The organism is Mucilaginibacter sp. KACC 22773 (genome assembly GCF_028736215.1).
Lineage (GTDB): Bacteria > Bacteroidota > Bacteroidia > Sphingobacteriales > Sphingobacteriaceae > Mucilaginibacter.
On record NZ_CP117883.1, the window covers coordinates 1,217,618 to 1,238,456 of the forward strand.

General features: G+C 43.0%; 23 protein-coding genes. 7 read left to right on the top strand and 16 right to left on the bottom strand.

Going from position 1 to position 20,839, the window contains the following annotated elements; genetic code table 11:
- Nucleotides 1–17 precede the first annotated feature (17 nt).
- A complete protein-coding gene (locus PQ469_RS05335; RefSeq protein ID WP_274212012.1) occupies nucleotides 18–458 on the top strand; it encodes an aspartyl protease family protein in 441 nt (146 codons plus the stop codon).
- A gap of 55 nt (nucleotides 459–513) precedes the next feature.
- On the opposite strand, the gene gyrB is transcribed toward PQ469_RS05335, so the two are convergent.
- From gyrB to PQ469_RS05350, 3 genes are all read right to left on the bottom strand, one after another.
- Nucleotides 514–2,472 (bottom strand): DNA topoisomerase (ATP-hydrolyzing) subunit B, encoded by a 1,959-nt coding sequence (gene gyrB / locus PQ469_RS05340; protein WP_274212013.1) that lies wholly within the window; start codon nucleotides 2,470–2,472, stop codon nucleotides 514–516.
- Between the two features lie 120 nt (nucleotides 2,473–2,592).
- Nucleotides 2,593–3,327 (bottom strand): hypothetical protein, encoded by a 735-nt coding sequence (locus PQ469_RS05345; protein ID WP_274212014.1) that lies wholly within the window; start codon nucleotides 3,325–3,327, stop codon nucleotides 2,593–2,595.
- Between the two features lie 11 nt (nucleotides 3,328–3,338).
- Nucleotides 3,339–4,022: a hypothetical protein gene (locus tag PQ469_RS05350; RefSeq protein ID WP_274212015.1), complete on the bottom strand. Its 684-nt coding sequence runs from the start codon at nucleotides 4,020–4,022 to the stop codon at nucleotides 3,339–3,341.
- Between the two features lie 482 nt (nucleotides 4,023–4,504).
- Between PQ469_RS05350 and PQ469_RS05355 the strand changes: the two genes are divergently transcribed.
- A complete protein-coding gene (locus tag PQ469_RS05355) occupies nucleotides 4,505–5,101 on the top strand; it encodes an OmpH/Skp family outer membrane protein (RefSeq protein ID WP_274212016.1) in 597 nt (198 codons plus the stop codon).
- A 129-nt stretch (nucleotides 5,102–5,230) separates the two neighbouring features.
- Nucleotides 5,231–5,710, top strand: coding sequence for a nucleoside deaminase (locus PQ469_RS05360; protein ID WP_274212017.1), 480 nt, complete (start codon nucleotides 5,231–5,233; stop codon nucleotides 5,708–5,710).
- 135 nt (nucleotides 5,711–5,845) lie between these two features.
- Here the strand turns inward: PQ469_RS05360 and PQ469_RS05365 are convergent, their stop codons facing one another.
- From PQ469_RS05365 to PQ469_RS05375, 3 genes are all read right to left on the bottom strand, one after another.
- Nucleotides 5,846–6,253 (bottom strand): RNA-binding S4 domain-containing protein, encoded by a 408-nt coding sequence (locus PQ469_RS05365; protein WP_274212018.1) that lies wholly within the window; start codon nucleotides 6,251–6,253, stop codon nucleotides 5,846–5,848.
- A 3-nt stretch (nucleotides 6,254–6,256) separates the two neighbouring features.
- Nucleotides 6,257–7,210 (bottom strand): ADP-ribosylglycohydrolase family protein, encoded by a 954-nt coding sequence (locus PQ469_RS05370; RefSeq protein WP_274212019.1) that lies wholly within the window; start codon nucleotides 7,208–7,210, stop codon nucleotides 6,257–6,259.
- A 72-nt stretch (nucleotides 7,211–7,282) separates the two neighbouring features.
- Nucleotides 7,283–7,441 carry a hypothetical protein gene (locus PQ469_RS05375; RefSeq protein ID WP_274212020.1) on the bottom strand — a complete coding sequence of 53 codons (159 nt, stop codon included), beginning with the start codon at nucleotides 7,439–7,441 and terminating at the stop codon, nucleotides 7,283–7,285.
- Between the two features lie 322 nt (nucleotides 7,442–7,763).
- Here PQ469_RS05375 and PQ469_RS05380 point away from each other — a divergent pair, with 322 nt between their 5' ends.
- The 3 genes from PQ469_RS05380 to PQ469_RS05390 all read left to right on the top strand — a co-directional run bounded on the left by PQ469_RS05380 (nucleotide 7,764) and on the right by PQ469_RS05390 (nucleotide 10,362).
- Nucleotides 7,764–8,579 carry a 2,3,4,5-tetrahydropyridine-2,6-dicarboxylate N-succinyltransferase gene (locus tag PQ469_RS05380; protein ID WP_090651304.1) on the top strand — a complete coding sequence of 272 codons (816 nt, stop codon included), beginning with the start codon at nucleotides 7,764–7,766 and terminating at the stop codon, nucleotides 8,577–8,579.
- Nucleotides 8,580–8,675: 96 nt separating this feature from the next.
- Nucleotides 8,676–9,803, top strand: coding sequence for a glycosyltransferase family 4 protein (locus PQ469_RS05385; protein ID WP_274212021.1), 1,128 nt, complete (start codon nucleotides 8,676–8,678; stop codon nucleotides 9,801–9,803).
- Nucleotides 9,796–10,362 carry an L-threonylcarbamoyladenylate synthase gene (locus PQ469_RS05390; RefSeq protein WP_090651302.1) on the top strand — a complete coding sequence of 189 codons (567 nt, stop codon included), beginning with the start codon at nucleotides 9,796–9,798 and terminating at the stop codon, nucleotides 10,360–10,362. Before PQ469_RS05385 ends, PQ469_RS05390 begins: the two co-directional genes overlap by 8 nt.
- Nucleotides 10,363–10,513: 151 nt before the next feature.
- On the opposite strand, the gene PQ469_RS05395 is transcribed toward PQ469_RS05390, so the two are convergent.
- The 10 genes from PQ469_RS05395 to ubiE all read right to left on the bottom strand — a co-directional run bounded on the left by PQ469_RS05395 (nucleotide 10,514) and on the right by ubiE (nucleotide 19,245).
- The gene (locus PQ469_RS05395; protein ID WP_274212022.1) at nucleotides 10,514–10,993 is read right to left on the bottom strand and encodes a hypothetical protein; all 480 of its coding nucleotides are present in this window, start codon (nucleotides 10,991–10,993) and stop codon (nucleotides 10,514–10,516) included.
- A gap of 12 nt (nucleotides 10,994–11,005) precedes the next feature.
- Entirely contained in the window at nucleotides 11,006–11,959 is a 954-nt protein-coding gene (locus tag PQ469_RS05400; RefSeq protein WP_274212023.1) for a hypothetical protein, read from the bottom strand.
- A gap of 61 nt (nucleotides 11,960–12,020) precedes the next feature.
- Nucleotides 12,021–12,575: an RNA polymerase sigma factor gene (locus tag PQ469_RS05405; RefSeq protein WP_274212024.1), complete on the bottom strand. Its 555-nt coding sequence runs from the start codon at nucleotides 12,573–12,575 to the stop codon at nucleotides 12,021–12,023.
- Between the two features lie 27 nt (nucleotides 12,576–12,602).
- On the bottom strand, nucleotides 12,603–13,568 hold the full coding sequence (locus tag PQ469_RS05410) for a transketolase family protein (protein WP_090651298.1): 966 nt from the start codon (nucleotides 13,566–13,568) through the stop codon (nucleotides 12,603–12,605).
- Between the two features lie 138 nt (nucleotides 13,569–13,706).
- Nucleotides 13,707–14,552 carry a transketolase gene (locus tag PQ469_RS05415; RefSeq protein WP_274212025.1) on the bottom strand — a complete coding sequence of 282 codons (846 nt, stop codon included), beginning with the start codon at nucleotides 14,550–14,552 and terminating at the stop codon, nucleotides 13,707–13,709.
- Between the two features lie 56 nt (nucleotides 14,553–14,608).
- Nucleotides 14,609–15,070 carry a thioredoxin-dependent thiol peroxidase gene (gene bcp / locus PQ469_RS05420; protein WP_274212026.1) on the bottom strand — a complete coding sequence of 154 codons (462 nt, stop codon included), beginning with the start codon at nucleotides 15,068–15,070 and terminating at the stop codon, nucleotides 14,609–14,611.
- A 14-nt stretch (nucleotides 15,071–15,084) separates the two neighbouring features.
- Nucleotides 15,085–16,806 (bottom strand): M23 family metallopeptidase, encoded by a 1,722-nt coding sequence (locus tag PQ469_RS05425; RefSeq protein ID WP_274212027.1) that lies wholly within the window; start codon nucleotides 16,804–16,806, stop codon nucleotides 15,085–15,087.
- 252 nt (nucleotides 16,807–17,058) lie between these two features.
- Nucleotides 17,059–17,670 carry a fumarylacetoacetate hydrolase family protein gene (locus PQ469_RS05430; RefSeq protein ID WP_274212028.1) on the bottom strand — a complete coding sequence of 204 codons (612 nt, stop codon included), beginning with the start codon at nucleotides 17,668–17,670 and terminating at the stop codon, nucleotides 17,059–17,061.
- A 112-nt stretch (nucleotides 17,671–17,782) separates the two neighbouring features.
- The gene (gene porT, locus PQ469_RS05435; protein ID WP_274212029.1) at nucleotides 17,783–18,517 is read right to left on the bottom strand and encodes a type IX secretion/gliding motility protein PorT/SprT; all 735 of its coding nucleotides are present in this window, start codon (nucleotides 18,515–18,517) and stop codon (nucleotides 17,783–17,785) included.
- Entirely contained in the window at nucleotides 18,514–19,245 is a 732-nt protein-coding gene (ubiE, locus tag PQ469_RS05440; protein WP_090651292.1) for a bifunctional demethylmenaquinone methyltransferase/2-methoxy-6-polyprenyl-1,4-benzoquinol methylase UbiE, read from the bottom strand. The genes porT and ubiE overlap by 4 nt, the downstream gene beginning before the upstream one ends.
- Before the next feature lie 212 nt (nucleotides 19,246–19,457).
- Between ubiE and PQ469_RS05445 the strand changes: the two genes are divergently transcribed.
- Nucleotides 19,458–20,831, top strand: coding sequence for a Gfo/Idh/MocA family protein (locus PQ469_RS05445; RefSeq protein WP_274212030.1), 1,374 nt, complete (start codon nucleotides 19,458–19,460; stop codon nucleotides 20,829–20,831).
- The last annotated feature ends 8 nt before the right edge of the window (nucleotides 20,832–20,839 follow it).

The window sequence follows — 20,839 nt, forward strand, 5'->3', positions numbered from 1 at the left end:
TAATCTGCACATCTAAAATGACATCCATTCCACTCCAGATCATCGACCTGCATGACGATGGTTACCATCCGTTAATTGAGGTGATCCTGTTTGGCAAAGCATTTATTATGGTTTTAGATACCGGCGCATCAAAAACCGCCTTTGACCAAACCATGCTGGCCGAAGCAAGTGAGGCAACTTTTATATCCGAGAGCGACAGGCTATCAACAGGTTTGGGTACCAATACTATGCAGTCGTTCACCGCTTTAATCAGCGGTATGCAAATCGGCAGTGTATTGGTTGCTGATTTTGAAGTTGCCGTATTGGATTTGTCCACTATCAATATAGCTTACGGCCAGCTGGGGCATCCGCAGGTGTTGGGCGTTTTAGGCGGCGATATATTGATGAAATACAGAGCGGTGATTGACTATGGTAAACAGGTTATTAAACTGAAAAAGCCCCGCGTTAAGCGAGGCTGATTCTTATCTTCAAATGGCATCTGCACATTTGTAATCTGCAAATTTGCACATCTTCCTATGTATCTATCTTGGCGTATTTAGCATTGCGCTCAATAAACTCGCGGCGCGGTGCTACTTCATCGCCCATGAGCATGCTAAAGGTATGATCACACTCGGCGGCGTTTTCGATGGTGGCGCGTTTTAGGGTACGGGTGGCCGGGTTCATGGTGGTATCCCAAAGCTGGATATCGTTCATCTCGCCCAAACCTTTGTAACGTTGTACGTGTACGCTATCTTCTTTACCGGCACCTTTTAGGCGTTGTATAGCGGCGTCGCGCTGTACATCATTCCAGCAGTATTCAAACTCTTTACCTTTTTTAACCTGGTATAATGGCGGCGATGCAATGTAAACATAACCCGCTTCAACCAATTCCTTCATATAACGGAAGAAGAACGTAAGTATCAGTGTGGTAATGTGCGATCCATCCACGTCGGCATCCGTCATGATGATGATTTTGTGGTAACGTAGTTTGGTTAAGTTAAGCGCCTTATCATCATCAGGCGTACCGCGGCTTACGCCCAGGCCGGTAAACATGTTCTTTATCTCTTCGTTTTCGTAAATTTTGTGCTCCATGGCTTTCTCCACGTTCAGGATTTTACCACGTAAAGGTAAAATAGCCTGGTATTCGCGGTCGCGGCCCTGTTTGGCGGTACCACCCGCCGAGTCACCCTCTACCAGGTACAGTTCGCACAACGATGGATCGTTATTGGCACAATCAGATAATTTACCTGGCAGGCCAGAGCCGGTCATTACACTCTTACGCTGTACCAGTTCGCGGGCTTTACGGGCAGCGGCACGTGCTGTAGCAGCAAGTATTACTTTATTTACAATTAGTTTAGCCTCTTTCGGGTTTTCTTCGAGGAAGTTGCCCAATATTTCGCCTACTGCCATATCAACGGCGCCCATCACCTCGTTGTTACCCAATTTGGTTTTGGTTTGGCCTTCAAACTGCGGCTCTTGTACTTTAACAGAAATTACAGCGGTTAATCCCTCGCGGAAGTCATCGCCGGTAATTTCCATCTTCATATTTTTCAGCAATCCCGATTTATCGGCATATGCCTTTAGCGTACGGGTCAGTCCGCGGCGAAAACCTGCTACGTGTGTACCGCCCTCAATAGTATTGATGTTATTTACGTACGAGAATACGTTCTCGGAGTACGTATCATTATACTGAAAGGCAAGCTCAACAGGGATACCATTCTTTACACCATCCAAATAGATAGGTTCCGGAATGATAGAAGTACGGGTGCCATCTAAAAACTTAACAAACTCGCGTAAGCCACCTTCAGAGTAAAACTCTTCGGTAGGGAATGATCCATCCTCGTTAGGGATGCGCTCATCGGTTAAACTAAGGCGGATGCCTTTATTTAAGAATGAAAGTTCGCGCAGGCGGCCGGCAAGGGTATCGTATTTATACTCGGTTGTAAGGGTAAAAATGGTAGCATCCGGTTTAAATATAATGGTAGTACCTCTTTTATCCGTGTCGCCAATAGTTTTAACCTCAAACAAAGGTTTGCCTTCAGAGTATTCCTGTGTCCACACCTTACCTTCGCGGTAAACTAAAGCGGTAAGGTGAATAGATAACGCGTTAACGCAACTTACACCCACACCATGCAAACCGCCGGATACCTTGTAAGTATCCTTATCAAATTTACCACCGGCGTGTAATACGGTCATTACCACCTCTAAAGCCGATTTTTTCTCTTTAGTGTGCATAGCGGTTGGGATACCGCGACCATTATCTTCAACCCTTATCGAGTTATCTTTTAGTATAAAAACCTTAATTGTGTCGCAGTGGCCGGCAAGGGCTTCGTCGATAGAGTTATCAACAACCTCATATACCAAATGGTGCAAACCTTTAACGCCTGTATCACCAATGTACATGGACGGACGCTTACGTACCGCCTCTAAACCTTCTAATACCTGTATATTATCTGCTGAATAATTGGATTTGTCCTGATTTTCTTCGCTCATATTTATTTAGTACAACAACCTTCAAAAGTACGAAATTTTGATGGTAATGACGAATGATTGTGGATAAAAAAGGAGGTGTGGATAGATGTGCGGTTAATCTGTAATATTCCCCATCTGTGTTTAAAAACTATTGCAAGCCGTGCCCATATCAACCTTTAAATTATAACCCGATTGATTGATTTGCTGGGTTGTAGTATAGTTTTTGCCGCCATAGGTGAGTTGAAAATCGTAAGTTTTGCCCTTGGCAAGCGCTGTTGTCGTAATATCGCCTTTATCCATATACCCCAGGTATCGATAGTCGTCTCCCGATGCGTTTTCACGATAAAATACATACATGCTCGGCCTGATCTCCAGGTCTTGCTTGTTTGCGCAGGTGCCTGTAAAGGTCAGGCTGACAGCATCATAAACAGGCAGCGGTTTTATTGTTGGTGTGCCGGTAGCTGTACTGCCGGTTTTAACCAGGTATACATTTATTAGCTGCTGTTTTTTATCTGCTGTAAAGGTGATGGTTTGCGCGGCGGCATTATAGCCGGGGGCGGTAACTTGTATTGTACAACTTGCAGGTTTATCGGCAGTTGGCATAGCGGCCGGGCCGGGGCCTATTGTTATAATACCGTTGATAAGCTTAAACTGCTTTTTGCCCGATATTTCATATATATCGGCGGCGTTGGTGCCACCAATGGTTAAAGTTGCGTTGGCGGGTGTTGTTGAGCCGTTAACAGCATCGGTAACCTGTATCAGGGCGGTGTATTTAATAATATTGGTATCAACTACTATTTTTAAATTTTCGGTTGGTTTTTTACAGGCCGCAATTGCCATTATCAATATCAGGAATGTTATTTTTATGTTGTTCATGATCAATCAAATTAAAGTTTGAAATTGAAGTTGAGCTGTACTACCGGTAAAAATCTGTAGTTTTTTAAGTTTTCTTTTAACTGGGCAGATTGTGATGAGTTACCTTCTAATAAACCTGTGCCGGTAATTTTGGCATCTGGCCGCCTTAAATAATAGCTGCCAAGGTCAAGGTTGATATTAAAGGCGCGTTGGGGGAAAGCTTTTAGCAAACCAATACCTAAATAAGGCGCAAACCCTTTCCAGGTTACATTCATGTTCAGATTGCCGGCCTCATCTTTATTCAGCACAATATCGCCGTATTTATAACCGTCGGCAGATTGTACCTGCATGTTGCCGTTGGCATTCATAAAATAAGCCGCGCCACCCACCAGCCTGAAACCTGCAGCTTTTTTAAATGGCGAATAGTCGGTTAGTAAATGAATGTTTGAAAACGAGGCCGAAAATTTTGAAGTGGAGTTAAACCCCGAGATACTGAACACATTGTTGGCCGATACCGGGATAATGTTTATGCCCAGCCGTAAGGCCGTTTTTTGAGAAATGCCGTAAGCAAATTCGGCACCAGCGCCTTGCGTGCCCGCGTTAATATGTATCGATTTTTGGTTTAGAATGGGCCCCTGCAACGGGGGGATTTGTGCCAGGGTGCTTGCAATAAATACAAACAATAGTAATGTGGAAAGAAGCAGTACTTTTTTCATGCAGCAAATTTTAAATTAATCAGAGGGATTATTTCTACGGTTAGAAGTTGCGTTTGGAGTTTCAACGGCATATATCAATAGCTAAAAGTTCGGTAACGGAAATGATTGATGGATATTATTTATTTACAGGAAAATAATTAAATTAATAGATAATAATTGATTTTTACGAAACAAGGATAAAAAGGTTTCCTGGGTTTACACATAAATGCATTTGCGCCACTTTTAATTCGCAAAGGCATTCAAAAAGCAGTGCTGTTTATTGGATACTGGTTTGTTTCAGTACCGCAATGCGGCTTAGTTTATCTTGGGCCGTTAATGGGCGTCCAAACTTTTACAGTCAATACGGAACGTCTGCGAAACGCATCAGCATATACGAAATCTAAAACAGCGAAGCCCTCATCGAAGTTAATATACACATCCATTAGGATACTTGCAATGAAAGTTTATCTTTGTCAAACTTTTTTAAATTTTTACGTGAGATAATGAAAACTACTGTTTCAACTTTAACAAAATTCGCCTGCGGGATATTAATTGCGGGCAGCATTGCTGCTTGTAACCAAAATAAAACTGGTGATAAACCAGCCACAGCCGCTACTACTGTGGGTGATAGCAAAGAAGCAATTGTTTATATCAATTCTGATACCTTATTAAGTAAATATGAGTATACAAAAGATATGAACAAACGCCTGGAAGAAAAAGGCAAAGCCTCGCAAGGCGATTTACAAAACAAAGGCCAGGCATTTCAGCGTGAAGTTGCCGAATATCAAAAAAGCCAGGCTACACTATCAGCCGACCAGCGCCAGGCCACCGAGCAACGCTTACAACGTAAACAACAAGAGTTACAAGGTTACCAGCAAAATGCTACTGCCGAGTTCCAAAACCTGCAGTCTACTGAAGCCACTAAGCAGTACGATAAAATTGCAGACTTTGCCAAAGCTTACGCCAAAGAAAAAGGGTACAAACTGGTGTTGTTATACTCAAAAGCAAATCCAACTGTATTATATGGCGATCCATCGTTAGATGTAACCACCGACGTAGTTAAAAGACTTAACGACGCTTACGCGAAAGAGAAAAAATAAAATCGATTTGAAAATTTGAGAATTTGAAGATTTGAAAATGAAAAGCATCTTCAAATTTTTCAAATTGCCGAATTCTCAAATTTCAAATAAAACCTCAACTCCGGCTGAGGTTTTTTAATTTAGAGGACTATGGAAAATACGGCACACGAAAAATTCATGCGGATAGCAATTGAACTATCCGAGTATAATGTAAAGCAGGGGATGGGTGGCCCCTTTGGAGCCGTTATAACAAAAGATGGCATGATCCTGGCCCGTAGTGCAAACCGGGTTGTGCCTACCAATGATCCAACCGCGCATGCCGAAGTATCGGTTATCCGCCTGGCCTGCCAGGAGTTAGGGACATATGACTTATCCGGGTGCGAAATTTATACCAGTTGCGAACCCTGCCCTATGTGTCTTGGCGCCATATATTGGGCCCGCATTGATAAAGTTTACTATGCCAACACCAAAGCTGATGCCGCAGCTATCGGTTTCGATGACCATGATATATACGATGAACTGGAAAGCCCCATGGCCGACAGGAAGTTGCCTTTTGTTCAATTACTCCGCGATGAAGCGATGGCTGTTTTTAAGCTGTGGGAAATAGAGGAGAATAAGACGAAATATTAATTTGAGAATTTGAAGATTTGAGAATTTGAAAATGCTTGTCTGGCCAGGCTCATTTGACTTATTTTTAGATTGGTTTTTTAAAATTCTCAAATTGTCTTTTTCATTTTCAAATTTTCAAATTCTCAAATCTTCAAATCATTCCTCCTCCTCCGTTTCAAAAAAATTATCTTTTAAATCGTCTATCTCGCGGCGATCAAGTTTAGTGGGACGGCCGGTGCCTCTGTCACGCTTAAGTATTGGAGCGTGGAACATGGATTTAAAAGCCGGGGTTTGTTCAACCGGGGTTATATCCAGGTAATAATCAACCGCTTTTTTTGCATCAACCCTGTTCTCCAGCAAGCCGGTTACCCGAATCACCTTCCGGTCGGGACCTTTTGCTACCTGGTAGGTATCACCAATTTTTACCTCGTATGAAGGTTTTATGTTTTTGCCGTCAAGCTTTACGCGTCCGGCTTTACAGGCATCAGATGCCAGGGTACGGGTTTTAAAAACGCGAATAGCCCACAGGTATTTATCAATTCTTAGTTTTTCTTTTTCGGCCATTGTTTATTCAATTACACTCCAATGCTTAGCCAGCCGGGCGGCTAAATTATCTATATCATTTTTACGGGCAAGTTTAAGCACCCAGTCTTCGGGTATTGTTTCAAACCCATAGTATAAACCGGCAAGGCCGCCGGTTACCGCGCCGGTGGTATCAGTATCCTGCCCCAAATTTACAGCTTTAAGTATAGCTTCTTTATACGTTTTTGTATTTAAAAGGCACCAGATACTTGCTTCCAGCGTATGTAATACGTAGCCACTGCTATCTATTTCACTTTCTGCAGCTTCATAAATATTGCCCACTAAAAGTCGGTCAAATAGTTTAAGCTCATCTCTGCTGATACTGGTTGTATCCAGAAAGGCGGTTACTTCTTGTTTTACTTCGTCATAAATAACCCGCAGATCATTATTCTTTAGCAGTTTCGCCGCAAATTCAAGGTAATAAAAACAGGCAATTGCCGACCGGATATGGCCGTGGGTAATAGAGGATACATCTTTGGTTATAGCAAAACGCTCTGCCACAGGCAAATCGTTAATGTAAGCCAACAGAGGTAAAATCCGCATCAGCGAACCATTCCCGTTCGACCATGAATCAAATCCGCCGGCAAGGTTTGGTTGCACACCCCTTACTATTCTTTCAATAGCTTCATGGGTAGTAATTCCAACATCAAAAACTTCGCCCCGGGCCGTCCAATAATTGTCGCAACGCCATCTTACAAAATTGTTGGCAATATCATGTATATCGTAACCATTGGTTAACGATTCGGCAAGGCAAAAAGTAAGTGAGCTATCGTCAGACCATGTGCCCGGCAATTGGTCATAAGTACCAAACCCGACCATGTCGATAACCGGTTTTTTTGCAATTTCTTCTCGTGATTTAAACTCAACAGGAACGCCTATGGCATCGCCGACAGCAACGCCAAACAGTATATCTTTACAAAAATTGAGATGATGGGACATTAATTTACACTGGTCCAGTTATTATAGTTTTGGCCGGCACTTGCGCAAAATTAAGCAATCCAACTAATAATGCTACTGGTTGTTTTGCCAGGCCTCCAGGTCCTTTTTAATGAATTTGTGATACAGATATTCGGCATAACCAACGCTGATATAATCCGGGAATTTCCAGTTTGGATAATAAGTCTTTTTGATCCACTTTAAGAAGCTAAAAAATGCGATTCCGGAAATCATAAGGAAAGAGATTGTCAGCAAAGCGATGCAAAAGAAAGCCATAATGTTCATAATCAGGGGGGAGATTAGGTTGGTGTATTTGTGTTTTATAATGGCAATGATAAATTTAATTTATCATAATTATATAACTTATGTTATTAAAAATCAGTGCATTTAACTTTGGTTGTAATAGTTAATATATTTTTTCCTTAAGGTTTATTTTTTAATAATTGAAGATAGGTTTACTGGACTGGTGCAAAAGCAATGGGCTAACAAGTTATTGAAGCTAATCCTGTATTTTTCCCCTAAAAATCCTTTAATTTGCCAAAAGTTAATTTTACCGATGCAAGATCTTAAAAAAATGATTGAAGATGCCTGGGAAGACAGGAATCTGCTGAATTATAACGAATATATCACCGCTATTGAAACCGTAGTTGAACGGTTAGATAAAGGCGAGATCCGCGTGGCCGAAATGATTGGTACCCGCTGGCATGTGAACGAGTGGATAAAAAAGGCTGTTATCCTTTATTTCCCTACCCGCAGCATGAAAGAAATTAAGGTTGGTCCTTTTGTTTTTCATGACAAAATGGATTTGAAAACCGATTATAAGGCAAACGGTGTTCGCGTAGTTCCGCACGGTATTGCCCGTTATGGCGCATACCTTGCAAAAGGTGTTATCATGATGCCATCGTACGTAAACATTGGCGCATACGTTGATGAAGGGACCATGGTTGATACCTGGGCTACAGTGGGCTCGTGCGCGCAAATTGGTAAGCATGTACACTTAAGTGGCGGCGTAGGTATTGGCGGCGTTTTGGAGCCTTTACAAGCTGCTCCTGTTATCATTGAAGATAATTGCTTCCTTGGCTCAAGGGCTATTGTTGTTGAGGGTGTACACGTTGAGCATGAAGCCGTGTTGGGCGCCAACGTTGTGTTAACCGCATCAACCAAAATTATTGATGTAACCCAATCGACCCCGGTTGAATATAAAGGCCGTGTGCCTGCCCGTTCGGTAGTTATACCAGGTTCATATACCAAGAAATTTCCTGCCGGCGATTACCAGGTGCCTTGCGCACTTATCATCGGTACCCGTAAGGAGTCGACTGATAAAAAAACTTCTCTAAACGATGCGTTGAGAGAAAATAATGTAGCGGTTTAAAGATTAGATATGAGCTGTTGGATATGAGATTTGAGATAGCTTCAAACGCGGCTGTTTTCATCTCATATCTCATATCTCACATCTTACATCTACAACATGAAAATAGGATACGATGCCAAGCGGGCTTTTTTTAATAACACGGGCCTGGGCAACTACAGCCGCTGGCTTATTAAAACGCTGGCATATTTCCATCCCGAAAACACCTATTTTTTATATACGCCAAAGGCCAAACCAAATGTAAGGCTTAAGTTTTTGGGTGATCATGGCAATGTTTTTACTTTAACGCCTGCCAGCAAATTTTTTACTTCCTGGTGGCGTAGCAAAGGTATTGTTAAGGATTTATTGCGCGATGGTATCCAATTGTATCATGGCCTTAGCCATGAGTTGCCTTCGGGCATTGCCGATAGTGGCATACGGTCGGTTGTTACCATACATGATTTGATCTTTATGCGCTACCCTAAGCAATTTGGCTGGTTTAATTACCGTATTTACCTGGCCAAAGTAAAATACGCCTGCAAGGTAGCTGATAAAATCATCGCCATAAGTGCGAAAACCAAGGTCGATTTGGTAGAGCTGCTTGATATCGATCCCCGGAAAATAGAAATAGTTTACCAGGGTTGCGACGTTATATTTGACGTTACAAAAACGCCCGATCAAAAAGCCGCAGTAAAGCTAAAATACAACCTGCCCGATAAATTTTTGTTGAGCGTAGGCACTATAGAAGAACGCAAAAACCTATTATTAACGGTAGTAGCTTTAAAAAACATTGATGGCGAGATCCCTTTAGTGGTAATTGGTAAGCCAACAAAATACGCAGACGAAGTAAACGCCTACATTACTGCCGGTAATTTAGTCAGCCGTGTGATTTTTTTAAGGGATATTCCGTTTGATGAACTGCCGGTCATTTATCAGTTAGCATCGGTATTTATTTATCCGTCGAGGTATGAAGGTTTTGGCATCCCTGTATTGGAAGCTTTAAACTCCGGCACCCCGGTTATAGCCGCAACCGGCTCATGCCTGGAAGAGGCCGGCGGGCCGGGCAGCCGATATGTCGATCCTGATGATGCGGTTGGCCTGGCTAAAGAGGTGAACCAGATACTTGGCGATGATATTTTAAGGCATACAATGATTAACCGTGGCATCGAGCATGCCGCCAACTTTAACGATGATAAACTGGCGCTGCAATTGCAGCAGCTGTACACTAATATATTGAACAATGCTTAGAGACGAAGTTGCCAACGCATTTAAAGTACTGCAGGAGGGAGGCATTATCCTGTACCCAACAGATACTATTTGGGGCATAGGTTGCGATGCCACCAATACCGAAGCCATCAAAAAAATTTTTCGCCTGAAACAACGCGATGAGGCCAAAAGTATGGTGATATTGGTTGATACCGAAAATAAGCTGGAAAGCTATGTACAGGAAGTTAACCCCTTGGCTTATGACCTGATTGAATATGCCGAAAATCCACTAACGCTGGTGATGCCCGGTGCAAAAAACTTATCGCCAGCGGTAATAGCTGCCGATGGGAGCGTAGCTATCCGGGTAAGCAATCATGAATTTTGCAAGCAACTCATACAGCGGCTGCGCAAGCCCCTGGTATCTACATCGGCCAACATCAGCGGTAAGCCATCGCCTCAATATTTTTCGCAGATTGACCAGGAAATCATTGATGGGGTAGACTACGTAGTTGACCTGGAACAACACAGCAAAGAGATCCGCAATCCATCAACCATCATGAAGCTGGCACCCGACGGGAGTTTTGAGTTTATACGCAGGTAGGGGGGATAGTATCAAGTAATCAGTATCAGGCGTCAAGATTTTAGAAAAGACTTTTGAAAAATAATCAAACCAAAGATTCCCAAAAGTATTTCCCACTAATGACTAATGACTAATGACTAATGACTAATGACTAATGACTAATGACTAATGACTAATTCCCCGCTCTTTCGCTGCTTTCGCTTAGGCGTTTAATCAGCTCGTCATTAAACTCCTGCTCGCTTTTGTAAAGCATGCTCACCTTTTCGGGGGGCAGAATTTTGGCAAAGGCATCTCTGTAACGTTTGCGGATAGCTACCAGTTGACTTTCGTAATAAATTTCCTTGTCTATCTGTTCGGTACCGTTTGATGCTGCTTTGGAGTTATTTAGGCGTTTTAAGATGCGTACAGCTGTCAATTCCTGCTGATACGAGCGGTATAGTGGCCAAAATTTTCGGCCTTCCTCGTCGCTTAAATCAAGCTGCCTGCTAATGTAGTTGTTACGGGCTGCCTCAAGCTTGGCACCTGTTCCTTTTTTAAGCTTTGTATTAGGGGTAACCCGTCCGCCCGGCACCAGTTGTGCTTGCGCACGTGATTGATAGCCCACCGCTATAAAAAAGAGTACTATAAAAATATGCCTGATCAATTTAACCATTAAAACTCCTTATTAATTAGCATCTATATAATCCGACAGATTTTCGTCCACGTTTGAACTGTTACTTTTTTGGTTGGCATCTATCAATGTGCGGGTGTCACTTGCGTCGCTGTGCAATTCCAGGTAGCTTTTTATTTCATCTACAGGCACAGAAGAAACCTGCTCATGTAAAAACGAGTGGTTATGATCTGGCACAGAATTGCCTTTAAGCAAAACAGTAATGCTTATTAAAACCGCAAAACAGGCAGCGGTGGCATACCTGAAAGTGCCCGATGCCAGCATCTTGCGCACAATACTGCGTTTGTCAACAGTTTGTTTAAAGCTGATAACATTGTCGGTTTCTTCAATCTCAACCGTTATAACCTCGTTAACTGTTTTATCTAAAATGTTTTGGCTTAGCTGCTCAAAATAATTTGCCGGCACGGTAAAGGTTTCGGCATCATTATTCATCAGCTCCTCTACCGCTATGCGGCTTTGGATGTTGCTGCTTAACTCGTCGAAATAATTTTCAGGTACAGCAAAACCTTCATCCTGGCCATCCAGGTATTCTTCGATGGCCACCCTGCTTTGGATGTTATTATTCAATTCCTCGAAATAATTTTCGGGAACGCTAAAGCTTTCAGCTTCATTATTCACGTACTGCTCAATGGCAATTCTGCTTTGGATTTGGCCGGCTTGTTCGTCAAAAAAATTTTCGGGCGTAGTAAAACCAGTCTCTTCAGTATCTAAAGCTGCCTGGATATTAATGCGGCTTTGTATGTTGCTGTTTAATTGTTCAAAGTAATTTTCAGGAATAGTAAACCCTTCGGATGAGCTTTTAAGCTCTTCCAGCCTGATGCGTGATGTTATGTGCTGCGCTAATTCGTCGAAATAGCCAGCAGGCACTAAAAACGGGTTGTTTGCGCCAACCTGCTTTAGTGACTTATAGTCATCCAGCCATTCCCTATTGTCCATATCGCTTTTCATACATAACTATAGATGAACAAAGTGCTAAAAGGTTTAACGTAATTCTGAATTAATTCTGAATTTAATCTTTCGAGATTAAATATGCTTCTATCTTCTTGACTGCCAGGTGAAAAGAGGCTTTTAAAGCACCTACGCTTGTACCCAATACTGCCGAAATTTCTTCATACTTCATATCCTCATAATATTTCATATTGAATACAAGCTTCTGCTTTTCGGGCAGGGTAAGCAAAGCCTCCTGCAATTTACGCTGTGCCGCATCTCCGTTAAAATAGGTTGAATCGGCCAGCGTATCAGCAAGTTCATAAGCAACATCATCCAACGAAACATTATTTTTAAGTTTTTTCTTATTCAAAAAAGTAATGCATTCGTTGGATGCTATGCGGTACATCCAGGTATACAGCTGAGCGTCATTTCTGAAGCCTAACAGGTTTTTCCAAACTTTTACAAAAACATCCTGGGTAAGGTCGTCTGCATCGTCATGATCAATAACCATACGCCTTACGTGCCAGTAAATTTTTTGCTGGTATTTTTTAAGCAACAGGTTAAACGCTTCGTTACGCGTTTTTTCGTCCTGGAATTTGCTTAAAATCTCTGAATCTTCTACCTGCACCAACATTTTATAATTTTTATAGTTAAATGCTATTTAAGCATTTTTGTTTTTTCTTTCGATCACCTTTTTGGCCGCCAGCACAATATGTTCTGCATCTAAACCATATTTAGTCATCAATTGCGCAGGTGTGCCGCTTTCGCCAAAGCTATCGTTCACCGCTACAAATTCTTGTGGGGTAGGGTTGTTAACAGCCAGCAATTGCGCTATGCTATCGCCCAAGCCACCAAGGCGGTTATGCTCTTCGGCAGTAACCACGCAGCCTGTTTTGGCTACCGATTTTAATACAGCTTCGGCATCCAAAGGTTTGATGGTGTGAATGTTAATAATCTCGGCATCAATACCTTCTTCTGCCAGTTTTTCGCCGGCTAAAATAGCTTCCCAAACAAGGTGACCAGTAGCAAATATAGTAACATCTGCGCCTTCGTTCACCATCCACGCTTTGCCAATCTCGAATTTTTGATCTGGATCGGTAAAAATAGGAACAACCGGACGGCCAAAACGCAGGTAAACCGGACCTTCATATTCGGCAATAGCCATGGTGGCCGCTTTGGTTTGGTTATAATCGCAAGGGTTAATTACGGTCATTCCAGGCAGCATTTTCATCATGCCTATGTCTTCCAGTATTTGGTGGGTGGCACCGTCTTCGCCTAAAGTTAAGCCGGCGTGTGATGCGCAAATTTTAACGTTTTTGTTAGAGTAAGCTATCGACTGGCGAATTTGATCATAAACCCTGCCTGTTGAAAAATTGGCAAAAGTACCGGTAAAAGGTATTTTACCGCCAATGGTCATACCTGCGGCAATACACATCATGTTTGCTTCGGCAATACCAACCTGAACAAAACGCTCAGGGAATTCCTTTATGAAATCATTCATTTTTAACGATCCGATAAGGTCGGCGCAAAGTGCAACCACCTGGTCGTTTTTTCTGCCGGCTTCCAGCAACCCGGCGCCAAAGCCCGAGCGGGTATCTTTTTTATCTGTATAAGTATACTTTTTCATTTGAGTTGAGATAGGGTTTTACGTGGTACGTTTTACGTTCTGCGTGTTATTTTGAATGGTGTGCTTCTGATGTGCTTATTTCCCGGAAAACGTAGAACGTAAAACGTCCAACGTACAACCTAAAAAAGCATGCACGGCCTAATAGTCGCCCAAAGTTTCTTCCAATTGTGCTAAAGCTAATTTAAGCTGTTCATCATTTGGTGCGATACCGTGCCATTTGTGGCTGCCTGCCATAAAATCTACACCGTAACCCATTTCGGTGTGCATCAATATCATAATAGGTTTACCCTGGCCTGTGCGGCTTTTAGCCAATTCCAATGTTTTAACAACATCGGCCATATCGTTACCTTTCATTTCCAAAACGTCCCATCCAAAAGCTACCCATTTGGCATGCAGATCGCCTAACGACAACACTAAGTTGGTTGGCCCATCAATTTGCTGTCCGTTAACGTCAATGGTCGAAATTAAATTATCAACCTTGTTGTGCGGTGCAAACATGGCTGCTTCCCAAATTTGTCCTTCCTGTAATTCGCCATCACCATGTAAGGTATATACAAGCGATTTATCTCCATTCAGTTTCTTGGCCAAAGCCGCGCCGATGGCAACAGATAAACCCTGGCCTAATGAACCCGATGCAATGCGTACTCCCGGTAAGTGCTCGTGGGTGGTAGGGTGACCTTGTAAGCGTGTATTTAGTTTGCGGAAAGTTGCCAGTTCTGCCTTATCATAATAACCGGCATGTGCCAGGGTGCTGTAAAACACCGGCGAAATATGGCCGTTTGATAAAAAGAAAAGGTCTTCGCCAATACCATCCATGTTGAATTTAGGATCGTGGTTCATCGCCTCAAAGTATAGGGCGGTAAAAAAATCTGTGCAACCTAATGATCCACCAGGGTGGCCCGATTGACAACCATGTACCATACGTACAATGTCGCGCCTGATTTGCGACGCGGTTTTTTCTAAGTCTTGAATTGTTGATTTCATTATAAATTTAGGAAACTGAACGGCTAAAGTAAAAATAATTATTGTTCTTTTAACACTTATTTTACTAAGTCGAGTACTTGTTGTGATGAGTTCTTGGTGTCTACCTTGCTGATAACGTGGCTAATATTGCCATCGCCGTCAATAATGAAGGTAGTGCGGGCGGTGCCCATATATTGCTTGCCGTACATGTTCTTCTCTACCCAAACCCCGTAGGCTTCTACAATAGATTTTTCTTCATCGGCAATAAGGGTAAAGGGAAGGCTATACTTGGTTTCGAATTTTTTATGCGATTTTTCGTCGTCGGTGCTTACGCCAATCACTTCGTAACCCTTGCTAAGTAATGATTGGTAGTTATCCCTGAAATCGCACGATTCTGCCGTGCAGCCAGGGGTATCATCTTTAGGGTAGAAATATAGGATCACATTTTTGCCCTTATAATCAGATAACGATACGGTATTTCCGTTTTGATCTTTTGCTGTAAAATCCGGGGCTTTATCGCCTTCTTTTAATGTTGACATAAGTTTTTGAAGTGTTATCGGTAAAAATTCGCGGTAAAATCTGTAAAATTATTTTTGTTATCTACCAGCACCAATTTAAATGTATGCTTACCCGGTGCGATATCGCCGCCAAAGGTATAATTTAGAATTTTAGTTTTATAATCCAATTCCATTAAAACCCACTTATTATCAATGGTTCCGGTGTAAGTTTTGATGCCCGATAGGTTATCACTCATCCTGAAGCTGATGGTACGGGCAGCTTTCATATTGCTGCCATCGCGGATGTTAAGCGGGTGGATAACCGGTGGCACGGTATCCAGTTTAATAAAATAATCGCCAAAGGTGCTGGTCTGGCTTTTTACCCAGCCGTCCTGGTAGTAACCGCCTACGCAGCCCATGGTAGTGCTTACAATAACGGCCTTATCAGCATACTTGCCCAGGTCGGCTTCTGGTTTTATCCACAACTCATAATTTTCATGAATAGGGGTAAGGCGGTTATGGATATGATGTAATGACGAGTAGGCGCCCATTGGCTTTGCCGAAATGGAGTAGATAAAATCAAGGTCGTCATACAAATTGCCGGGCATTACAATAACCTTTACCTTATCGGTACCAAACTCGCTTTTTGTATCATAGTGAAAAAGCGTCCCTGCTACTTTATTGGCCACTGCATTAAAAGGGCTTGCCTGTATTTTTAACTTTAAGGTTGATGTGTTGCCGGCAACATCTTTAACAATGTATTCAACCTCGTGTAGTGAATTATCATTAAAGGTGATGATGCCCCTGTTAACAGATTGCGGATAAAGCGAAATATGGCTGCCCGGCATTATGAAGCATTTTTGCATCCATCGTCGCTCCAGCGTATATGATGGATAATCGATATATGCGTTAATGGCATGTGTTTGATCGAACGCGAAGCGCTCGACCGCGAAGGTGTACACCGTTTGGCCATCCAGCTTTAATTCCAGTGAATAGATGCCGTTGTGGTTGGCCGATGTACTGTTCATGTCGGTTGTATTGATGCCAAAACCGATGTTGCCGCTTAAATGGAGCACTTGTGGTTTAGTCGGGTGGTAATTACCGGCAGCGCCACTTACCGCTATAAACTCGCGCGGTGTTTTTTCGCTGAACGGATTGCCATTTAAGTGATAAATGCCGATGGAGCTAATGGTAGGCGGTACCTGGTCTGGAATTGTCAATCCAAACAATTGTGGGTTGATAGTTTCTTCCGTTTGGGTATCCCTGATTTCGAAATGCACATGCGGGCCGGCAGATGCGCCCGCATTACCGGAGAGAGCCACTACATCATTTTTGCAAACTGTAACCTGGGCAGGGGGCAATTTAAAATCGGCCTCGTAAGTTTGATGCTCGTATTGATAGGCTTTAACCAGCGCCGCGACGGCAGGCGTAAAAGCTTGTAAGTGACCGTATACTGTTGTATACCCATTAGGGTGCGTAATGTAAATAGCCCGCCCGAAGCCGCCAAATTGAACCCGCACCCGCGAGATATACCCATCGTTTACAGCGTATACCGGGTAGCCCGTACGCTGGTTAGTTTTAAAATCGAGCCCGGAGTGAAAATGTGCGGGCCTTAGTTCGCCAAATGAGCCAGCGGTAGTGTGCGGCAATAAATCGAGCGGGTAGCGGAAATAATTTTGAGGATAAGTTCTGCTTTGAATGGTGGCTGTTTGCGCCGGTAGCTGTGTGTATATGCCTAAAAATAATATCGAGAGGAGGACAATTGTTTTTTTTACCATGCTTGATAGCGGAATAATTTTAATTAGATAATATAAAATGACATCGTAATAATCCTGTCATGCTGAGTTTCTACCTATAACATGTTTAATCTCTCTGTCATCCTGAGGAACGAAGGATCTATTTTTCACCATGCTTACAGCCCACAAAGTTCGCGAATAGATGCTTCGTACCTCAGCATGACAGTTTTTAATTGCATGTCATTTCCCCTTCAGAGTCCGCAGGATTTACTATTCAGAATGACAGGAGGGATCCTACTTCACCCAAAAATCCAGCATTTTTTCATCCCCGATATATCCTTCAAGCCTGTCGCCAACCTTTACCCGGCCTACGCCTGCAGGTGTGCCGGTAAATATCAGGTCGCCCTTTTTTAGGGTGATGTAGCGGGACACAAAGGCGATAATACTCTCGAAGCTGAAAATCAGCATGTTGGTATTACCCTGCTGGCGGGTTTCACCGTTGATATCCAGCTTGAAATTAATATTATAAATATCGGCAAATTTTGATTTGGGTACAAAGCTGCTGATAGGCGCCGAGCCATCAAAAGCCTTGGCCAGTTCCCAGGGTAACCCTTTTTCTTTATGGCGGGCCTGGATATCGCGGGCGGTAAAATCAACTCCCAGGCCTATCTCGTCATAATAACCGGCGGCAAATTTTTCGCCTATGTGCTTGCCTTCCTTGCTCACCTTGAGCACCAGTTCAATCTCGTGGTGAATATCTTCCGAAAAATCTGGATGGTAAAATGGCTTATTATCTTTTAAAAGTGCGGTGTCGGGCTTCATGAAAATAACCGGGACAGTTGGCACCGGGTTATTTAACTCTTTGGCATGTTCGGCATAGTTGCGGCCTATGGCAATAATTTTCATATATACGATATGCTTAAACGCCAAAGCTAAAAAAAAAGGTTGAGTTCGTTTGCTTCGCGTGTAGATGAGGGCGCCGGTACGCGGGTTTTAGCCACCCGGGCAATAAACGGTTTTACTCAAAAAACAAACTGAACATTACCGTATGTAACGACAACTTACTGATAGGTGCCGAAAACGGGTGATTTTCGGGCACCAGGATATTGCCAAAGGAGTTGGATACTTTGATTTGTGGCGACAACTTAAAAAACTCGAAATAGATATCGCAGCCCAGGCCCGCTTCGTAGGAGCTAAACCCGCCAACGTTTTTTACCATCTTATCTAAAGGGTCAAGATTGGTTTCATCCTTTTTGGTGCCGATAGCCTTGGTGTATTTTACTCCACCCAAAATATAAGCGCGAAAATCGCCCAGCCTGTCAGATTTTAGCTTGAATGAAAGCGGCACCTCTACCGAGGTGGTCTGAATTTGTTTTACCTGGTTCTGGTCGGGATTGGCGTAAGTATAACTCAGGTTCCGGTCGGCAAAAACCAGTGACGGGGTTACACGTACTTCAAAATGTTCGGTTAAGGTGTACCGGGTTAAAAAGCCAATAGCAAAGCCGGGCTGGCTTTTCGAGCTTATGCTGTTTACCGAGTCGGTGATGTTTTTGTTGGTGGAAGCATCAAAAAAGGGTTTGCGCCAGTCGGGCTTTTTAACTATCCGCAGGTCGCTGCTTACATAACTAAAGCTAAAACCAAAGCTCAGGTCCTGCTGATCGGCACCTCCGCCCCATGCCGGTACGTATTGTGCCAGCGAAATTTTGCTGCAAAATAAAAGGCATAAAAGTAAGAGGTACCGTTTTTTGATCATTTAACGCCTGTGTATATCGAACAAATTCCAAACGCCAACGGCCTGTGTTTGGTATTTTTAAAACCTACTTTATCCATTAAAGCCACAAAGTTTTTGCCATCGGGAAAGGCCGCGACAGATTCAGGCAGGTAGCTATATGCGCGGGAATCTTTACTGAATAACTTGCCAATACCCGGCGTTATATAGTTAAAGTAAAAATTGTACAACTGTTTTATAGGGAATGCTTTCGGTTTTGAAAACTCCAATACCACCGCTTTGCCACCAGGTTTTAAAACCCGTTGAATATCGGCCAGGCCAACTTCCAGGTTCTCGAAATTGCGCACACCGTATGCTACCGTAACTGCGTCAAATTCATTATTGGCAAAAGGCAGCTTCTCCGAATCGCCCAGTTTTACGCCAAATTTATCGCCCAGACCACGTTTAGCAATTTTTTGCTCAGCAATGTCAAGCATTCCCCGTGAAATATCTACACCAACAATTTTTTCGGGCTTCAGTATTTTCAAAGCTTCAAAGGCAAAATCGCCGGTGCCGGTAGCCACGTCGAGGATCAGTTTGGGCCGATCTTTTTTTAATTCGTTGATAGCTTTTTTGCGCCAGATGATGTCGATGCCTAACGACATGAAATGGTTCAAAAAATCGTAAGTTTTTGATATATTATTGAACATATCAGCCACCTGTTCTTTCTTGGTGGCCTGCTCATTATTGTACGGAGTTATGGTTTTGCTCATTTTATAATGTGCGCAAAGATAATGATTGTATGTTGATTGATTTTATCTGGTTGGATTAAGTTGACAGGCTTGTGTAAATGTTAAGTCAATTCGCTAATTTTAAAAACCAATTTAAGGTTAAGCAAATGCAGCAAGGCTATCCTTTAAAAGGAGAACAATTTTTCAGGCTTTCTTTAAATTAAAATTATACATCAATTGATTGTCCCTTATCTATGAAAGAAAAACAAGAATCCTCGCGCCGGAGTTTTATTAGAAAATTAACCACAACCACTGCCGCCGTTGCGGTTGGCAACAGCCTGTTTGCATCGCAAAGTACCGTTAAACCCTTCGCCATATTAAAAAGGCAATTGGGTTATGAGCTTAACGATCAGATTAACATTGCCTTGATAGGTGCCGGTGGTATGGGCAACAGCGATACCGATACAGCGCTAAAAGTTCCCGGCGTAAAGCTGGTAGCTGTTTGCGATTTGTATGATGGCCGCCTTAAAGATGCCAAAGCCAAATACGGGGCCGATATTTTTACCACCAGGGTTTATAAAGAAATCCTGAACCGTAAAGACATTGATGCCGTAATAATTGCCACGCCCGATCATTGGCATCAGCAAATATCTGTTGATGCCATGCATGCCGGCAAACATGTATATTGCGAAAAACCCATGGTACATGCCATTACCGAGGGCCCGGCAGTGATAAAAGCCCAACAGGAAACCGGGAAAATTTTCCAGGTGGGCAGCCAGGGCGTATCATCGTTAGGTAACGAGAAAGCGCATGAACTGTTAAAAAGCGGCGCTATCGGTCAGCTGAATTATGCAGAAGGATTTTGGGCGCGCCGCGAACCGTTGGAGGTTTGGCAATACCCCATCCCGGCAGATGCATCGCCCCAAACGCTGGATTGGGAAACCTACATCAGCAATACCAAAAAACGCCCGTTTGATGAAAAAAGGTTTTTCCGCTGGAGAAACTATACCGACTATGGCACCGGCATGGCCGGCGATTTATTTGTGCACCTGTTTTCGAGCCTGCACTTTATAACCGACTCGATGGGGCCGAATAAAATTTATGCATCGGGTGGGCTACGTTTCTGGAATGATGGCCGCGAAGTGCCCGATGTATTATTAGGTACTTTTGATTACGGCAAAACACAAGCACACCCCGCGTTTAACCTTTCGCTGCGTTGCAATTTTGTGGATGGCACCAGCGGCACTACCTATTTAAAACTTGTAGGCAGCGAAGGCTCGATGGATATTACCTGGGACAAGGTAACCCTTAAACGCAACAAAACTTTTGCATCCGACGATCCCTTTTATTTAGATAAATTGAAGAAAGCCGGTGTTGGGTATGCCGAACGTAAAAAGATGTTGCCGCCTGAAGAAATTACGTATGATGCCGATAAGGGTTATATGGGCGGTCCTTATGATCACATGGTCAACTTTTTTACTGCCATCCGTAATAATGGCAAGGTAACCGAAGATGCCGTATTTGGTTATCGCGCTGCCGCGCCCGCCCTGTTATGCAACGATAGCTATTATAATAATAGTCCCATGTTTTGGGATCCGGAGAAAATGCAGGTTTCGAAGAAGAGTTAAGACTCAAG

Bases quoted from the DNA above. Each gene is read 5' to 3' on its own strand.
- PQ469_RS05415 (WP_274212025.1), bottom strand. From the start codon at position 14,552: ATGAAATCAACAATTCAAGACTTAGAAAAAACCGCGTCGCAAATCAGG.
- PQ469_RS05405 (WP_274212024.1), bottom strand. From the start codon at position 12,575: ATGTTGGTGCAGGTAGAAGATTCAGAGATTTTAAGCAAATTCCAGGAC.
- porT (WP_274212029.1), bottom strand. From the start codon at position 18,517: ATGATCAAAAAACGGTACCTCTTACTTTTATGCCTTTTATTTTGCAGC.
- PQ469_RS05370 (WP_274212019.1), bottom strand. From the start codon at position 7,210: ATGTCCCATCATCTCAATTTTTGTAAAGATATACTGTTTGGCGTTGCT.
- ubiE (WP_090651292.1), bottom strand. From the start codon at position 19,245: ATGAGCAAAACCATAACTCCGTACAATAATGAGCAGGCCACCAAGAAA.
- PQ469_RS05425 (WP_274212027.1), bottom strand. From the start codon at position 16,806: ATGGTAAAAAAAACAATTGTCCTCCTCTCGATATTATTTTTAGGCATA.
- PQ469_RS05395 (WP_274212022.1), bottom strand. From the start codon at position 10,993: ATGGTTAAATTGATCAGGCATATTTTTATAGTACTCTTTTTTATAGCG.
- PQ469_RS05380 (WP_090651304.1), top strand. From the start codon at position 7,764: ATGCAAGATCTTAAAAAAATGATTGAAGATGCCTGGGAAGACAGGAAT.
- PQ469_RS05430 (WP_274212028.1), bottom strand. From the start codon at position 17,670: ATGAAAATTATTGCCATAGGCCGCAACTATGCCGAACATGCCAAAGAG.
- PQ469_RS05375 (WP_274212020.1), bottom strand. From the start codon at position 7,441: ATGATTTCCGGAATCGCATTTTTTAGCTTCTTAAAGTGGATCAAAAAG.
- PQ469_RS05410 (WP_090651298.1), bottom strand. From the start codon at position 13,568: ATGAAAAAGTATACTTATACAGATAAAAAAGATACCCGCTCGGGCTTT.
- PQ469_RS05390 (WP_090651302.1), top strand. From the start codon at position 9,796: ATGCTTAGAGACGAAGTTGCCAACGCATTTAAAGTACTGCAGGAGGGA.
- PQ469_RS05385 (WP_274212021.1), top strand. From the start codon at position 8,676: ATGAAAATAGGATACGATGCCAAGCGGGCTTTTTTTAATAACACGGGC.
- bcp (WP_274212026.1), bottom strand. From the start codon at position 15,070: ATGTCAACATTAAAAGAAGGCGATAAAGCCCCGGATTTTACAGCAAAA.
- PQ469_RS05350 (WP_274212015.1), bottom strand. From the start codon at position 4,022: ATGAAAAAAGTACTGCTTCTTTCCACATTACTATTGTTTGTATTTATT.
- PQ469_RS05400 (WP_274212023.1), bottom strand. From the start codon at position 11,959: ATGAAAAGCGATATGGACAATAGGGAATGGCTGGATGACTATAAGTCA.
- PQ469_RS05355 (WP_274212016.1), top strand. From the start codon at position 4,505: ATGAAAACTACTGTTTCAACTTTAACAAAATTCGCCTGCGGGATATTA.
- PQ469_RS05345 (WP_274212014.1), bottom strand. From the start codon at position 3,327: ATGAACAACATAAAAATAACATTCCTGATATTGATAATGGCAATTGCG.
- gyrB (WP_274212013.1), bottom strand. From the start codon at position 2,472: ATGAGCGAAGAAAATCAGGACAAATCCAATTATTCAGCAGATAATATA.
- PQ469_RS05335 (WP_274212012.1), top strand. From the start codon at position 18: ATGACATCCATTCCACTCCAGATCATCGACCTGCATGACGATGGTTAC.
- PQ469_RS05445 (WP_274212030.1), top strand. From the start codon at position 19,458: ATGAAAGAAAAACAAGAATCCTCGCGCCGGAGTTTTATTAGAAAATTA.
- PQ469_RS05365 (WP_274212018.1), bottom strand. From the start codon at position 6,253: ATGGCCGAAAAAGAAAAACTAAGAATTGATAAATACCTGTGGGCTATT.
- PQ469_RS05360 (WP_274212017.1), top strand. From the start codon at position 5,231: ATGGAAAATACGGCACACGAAAAATTCATGCGGATAGCAATTGAACTA.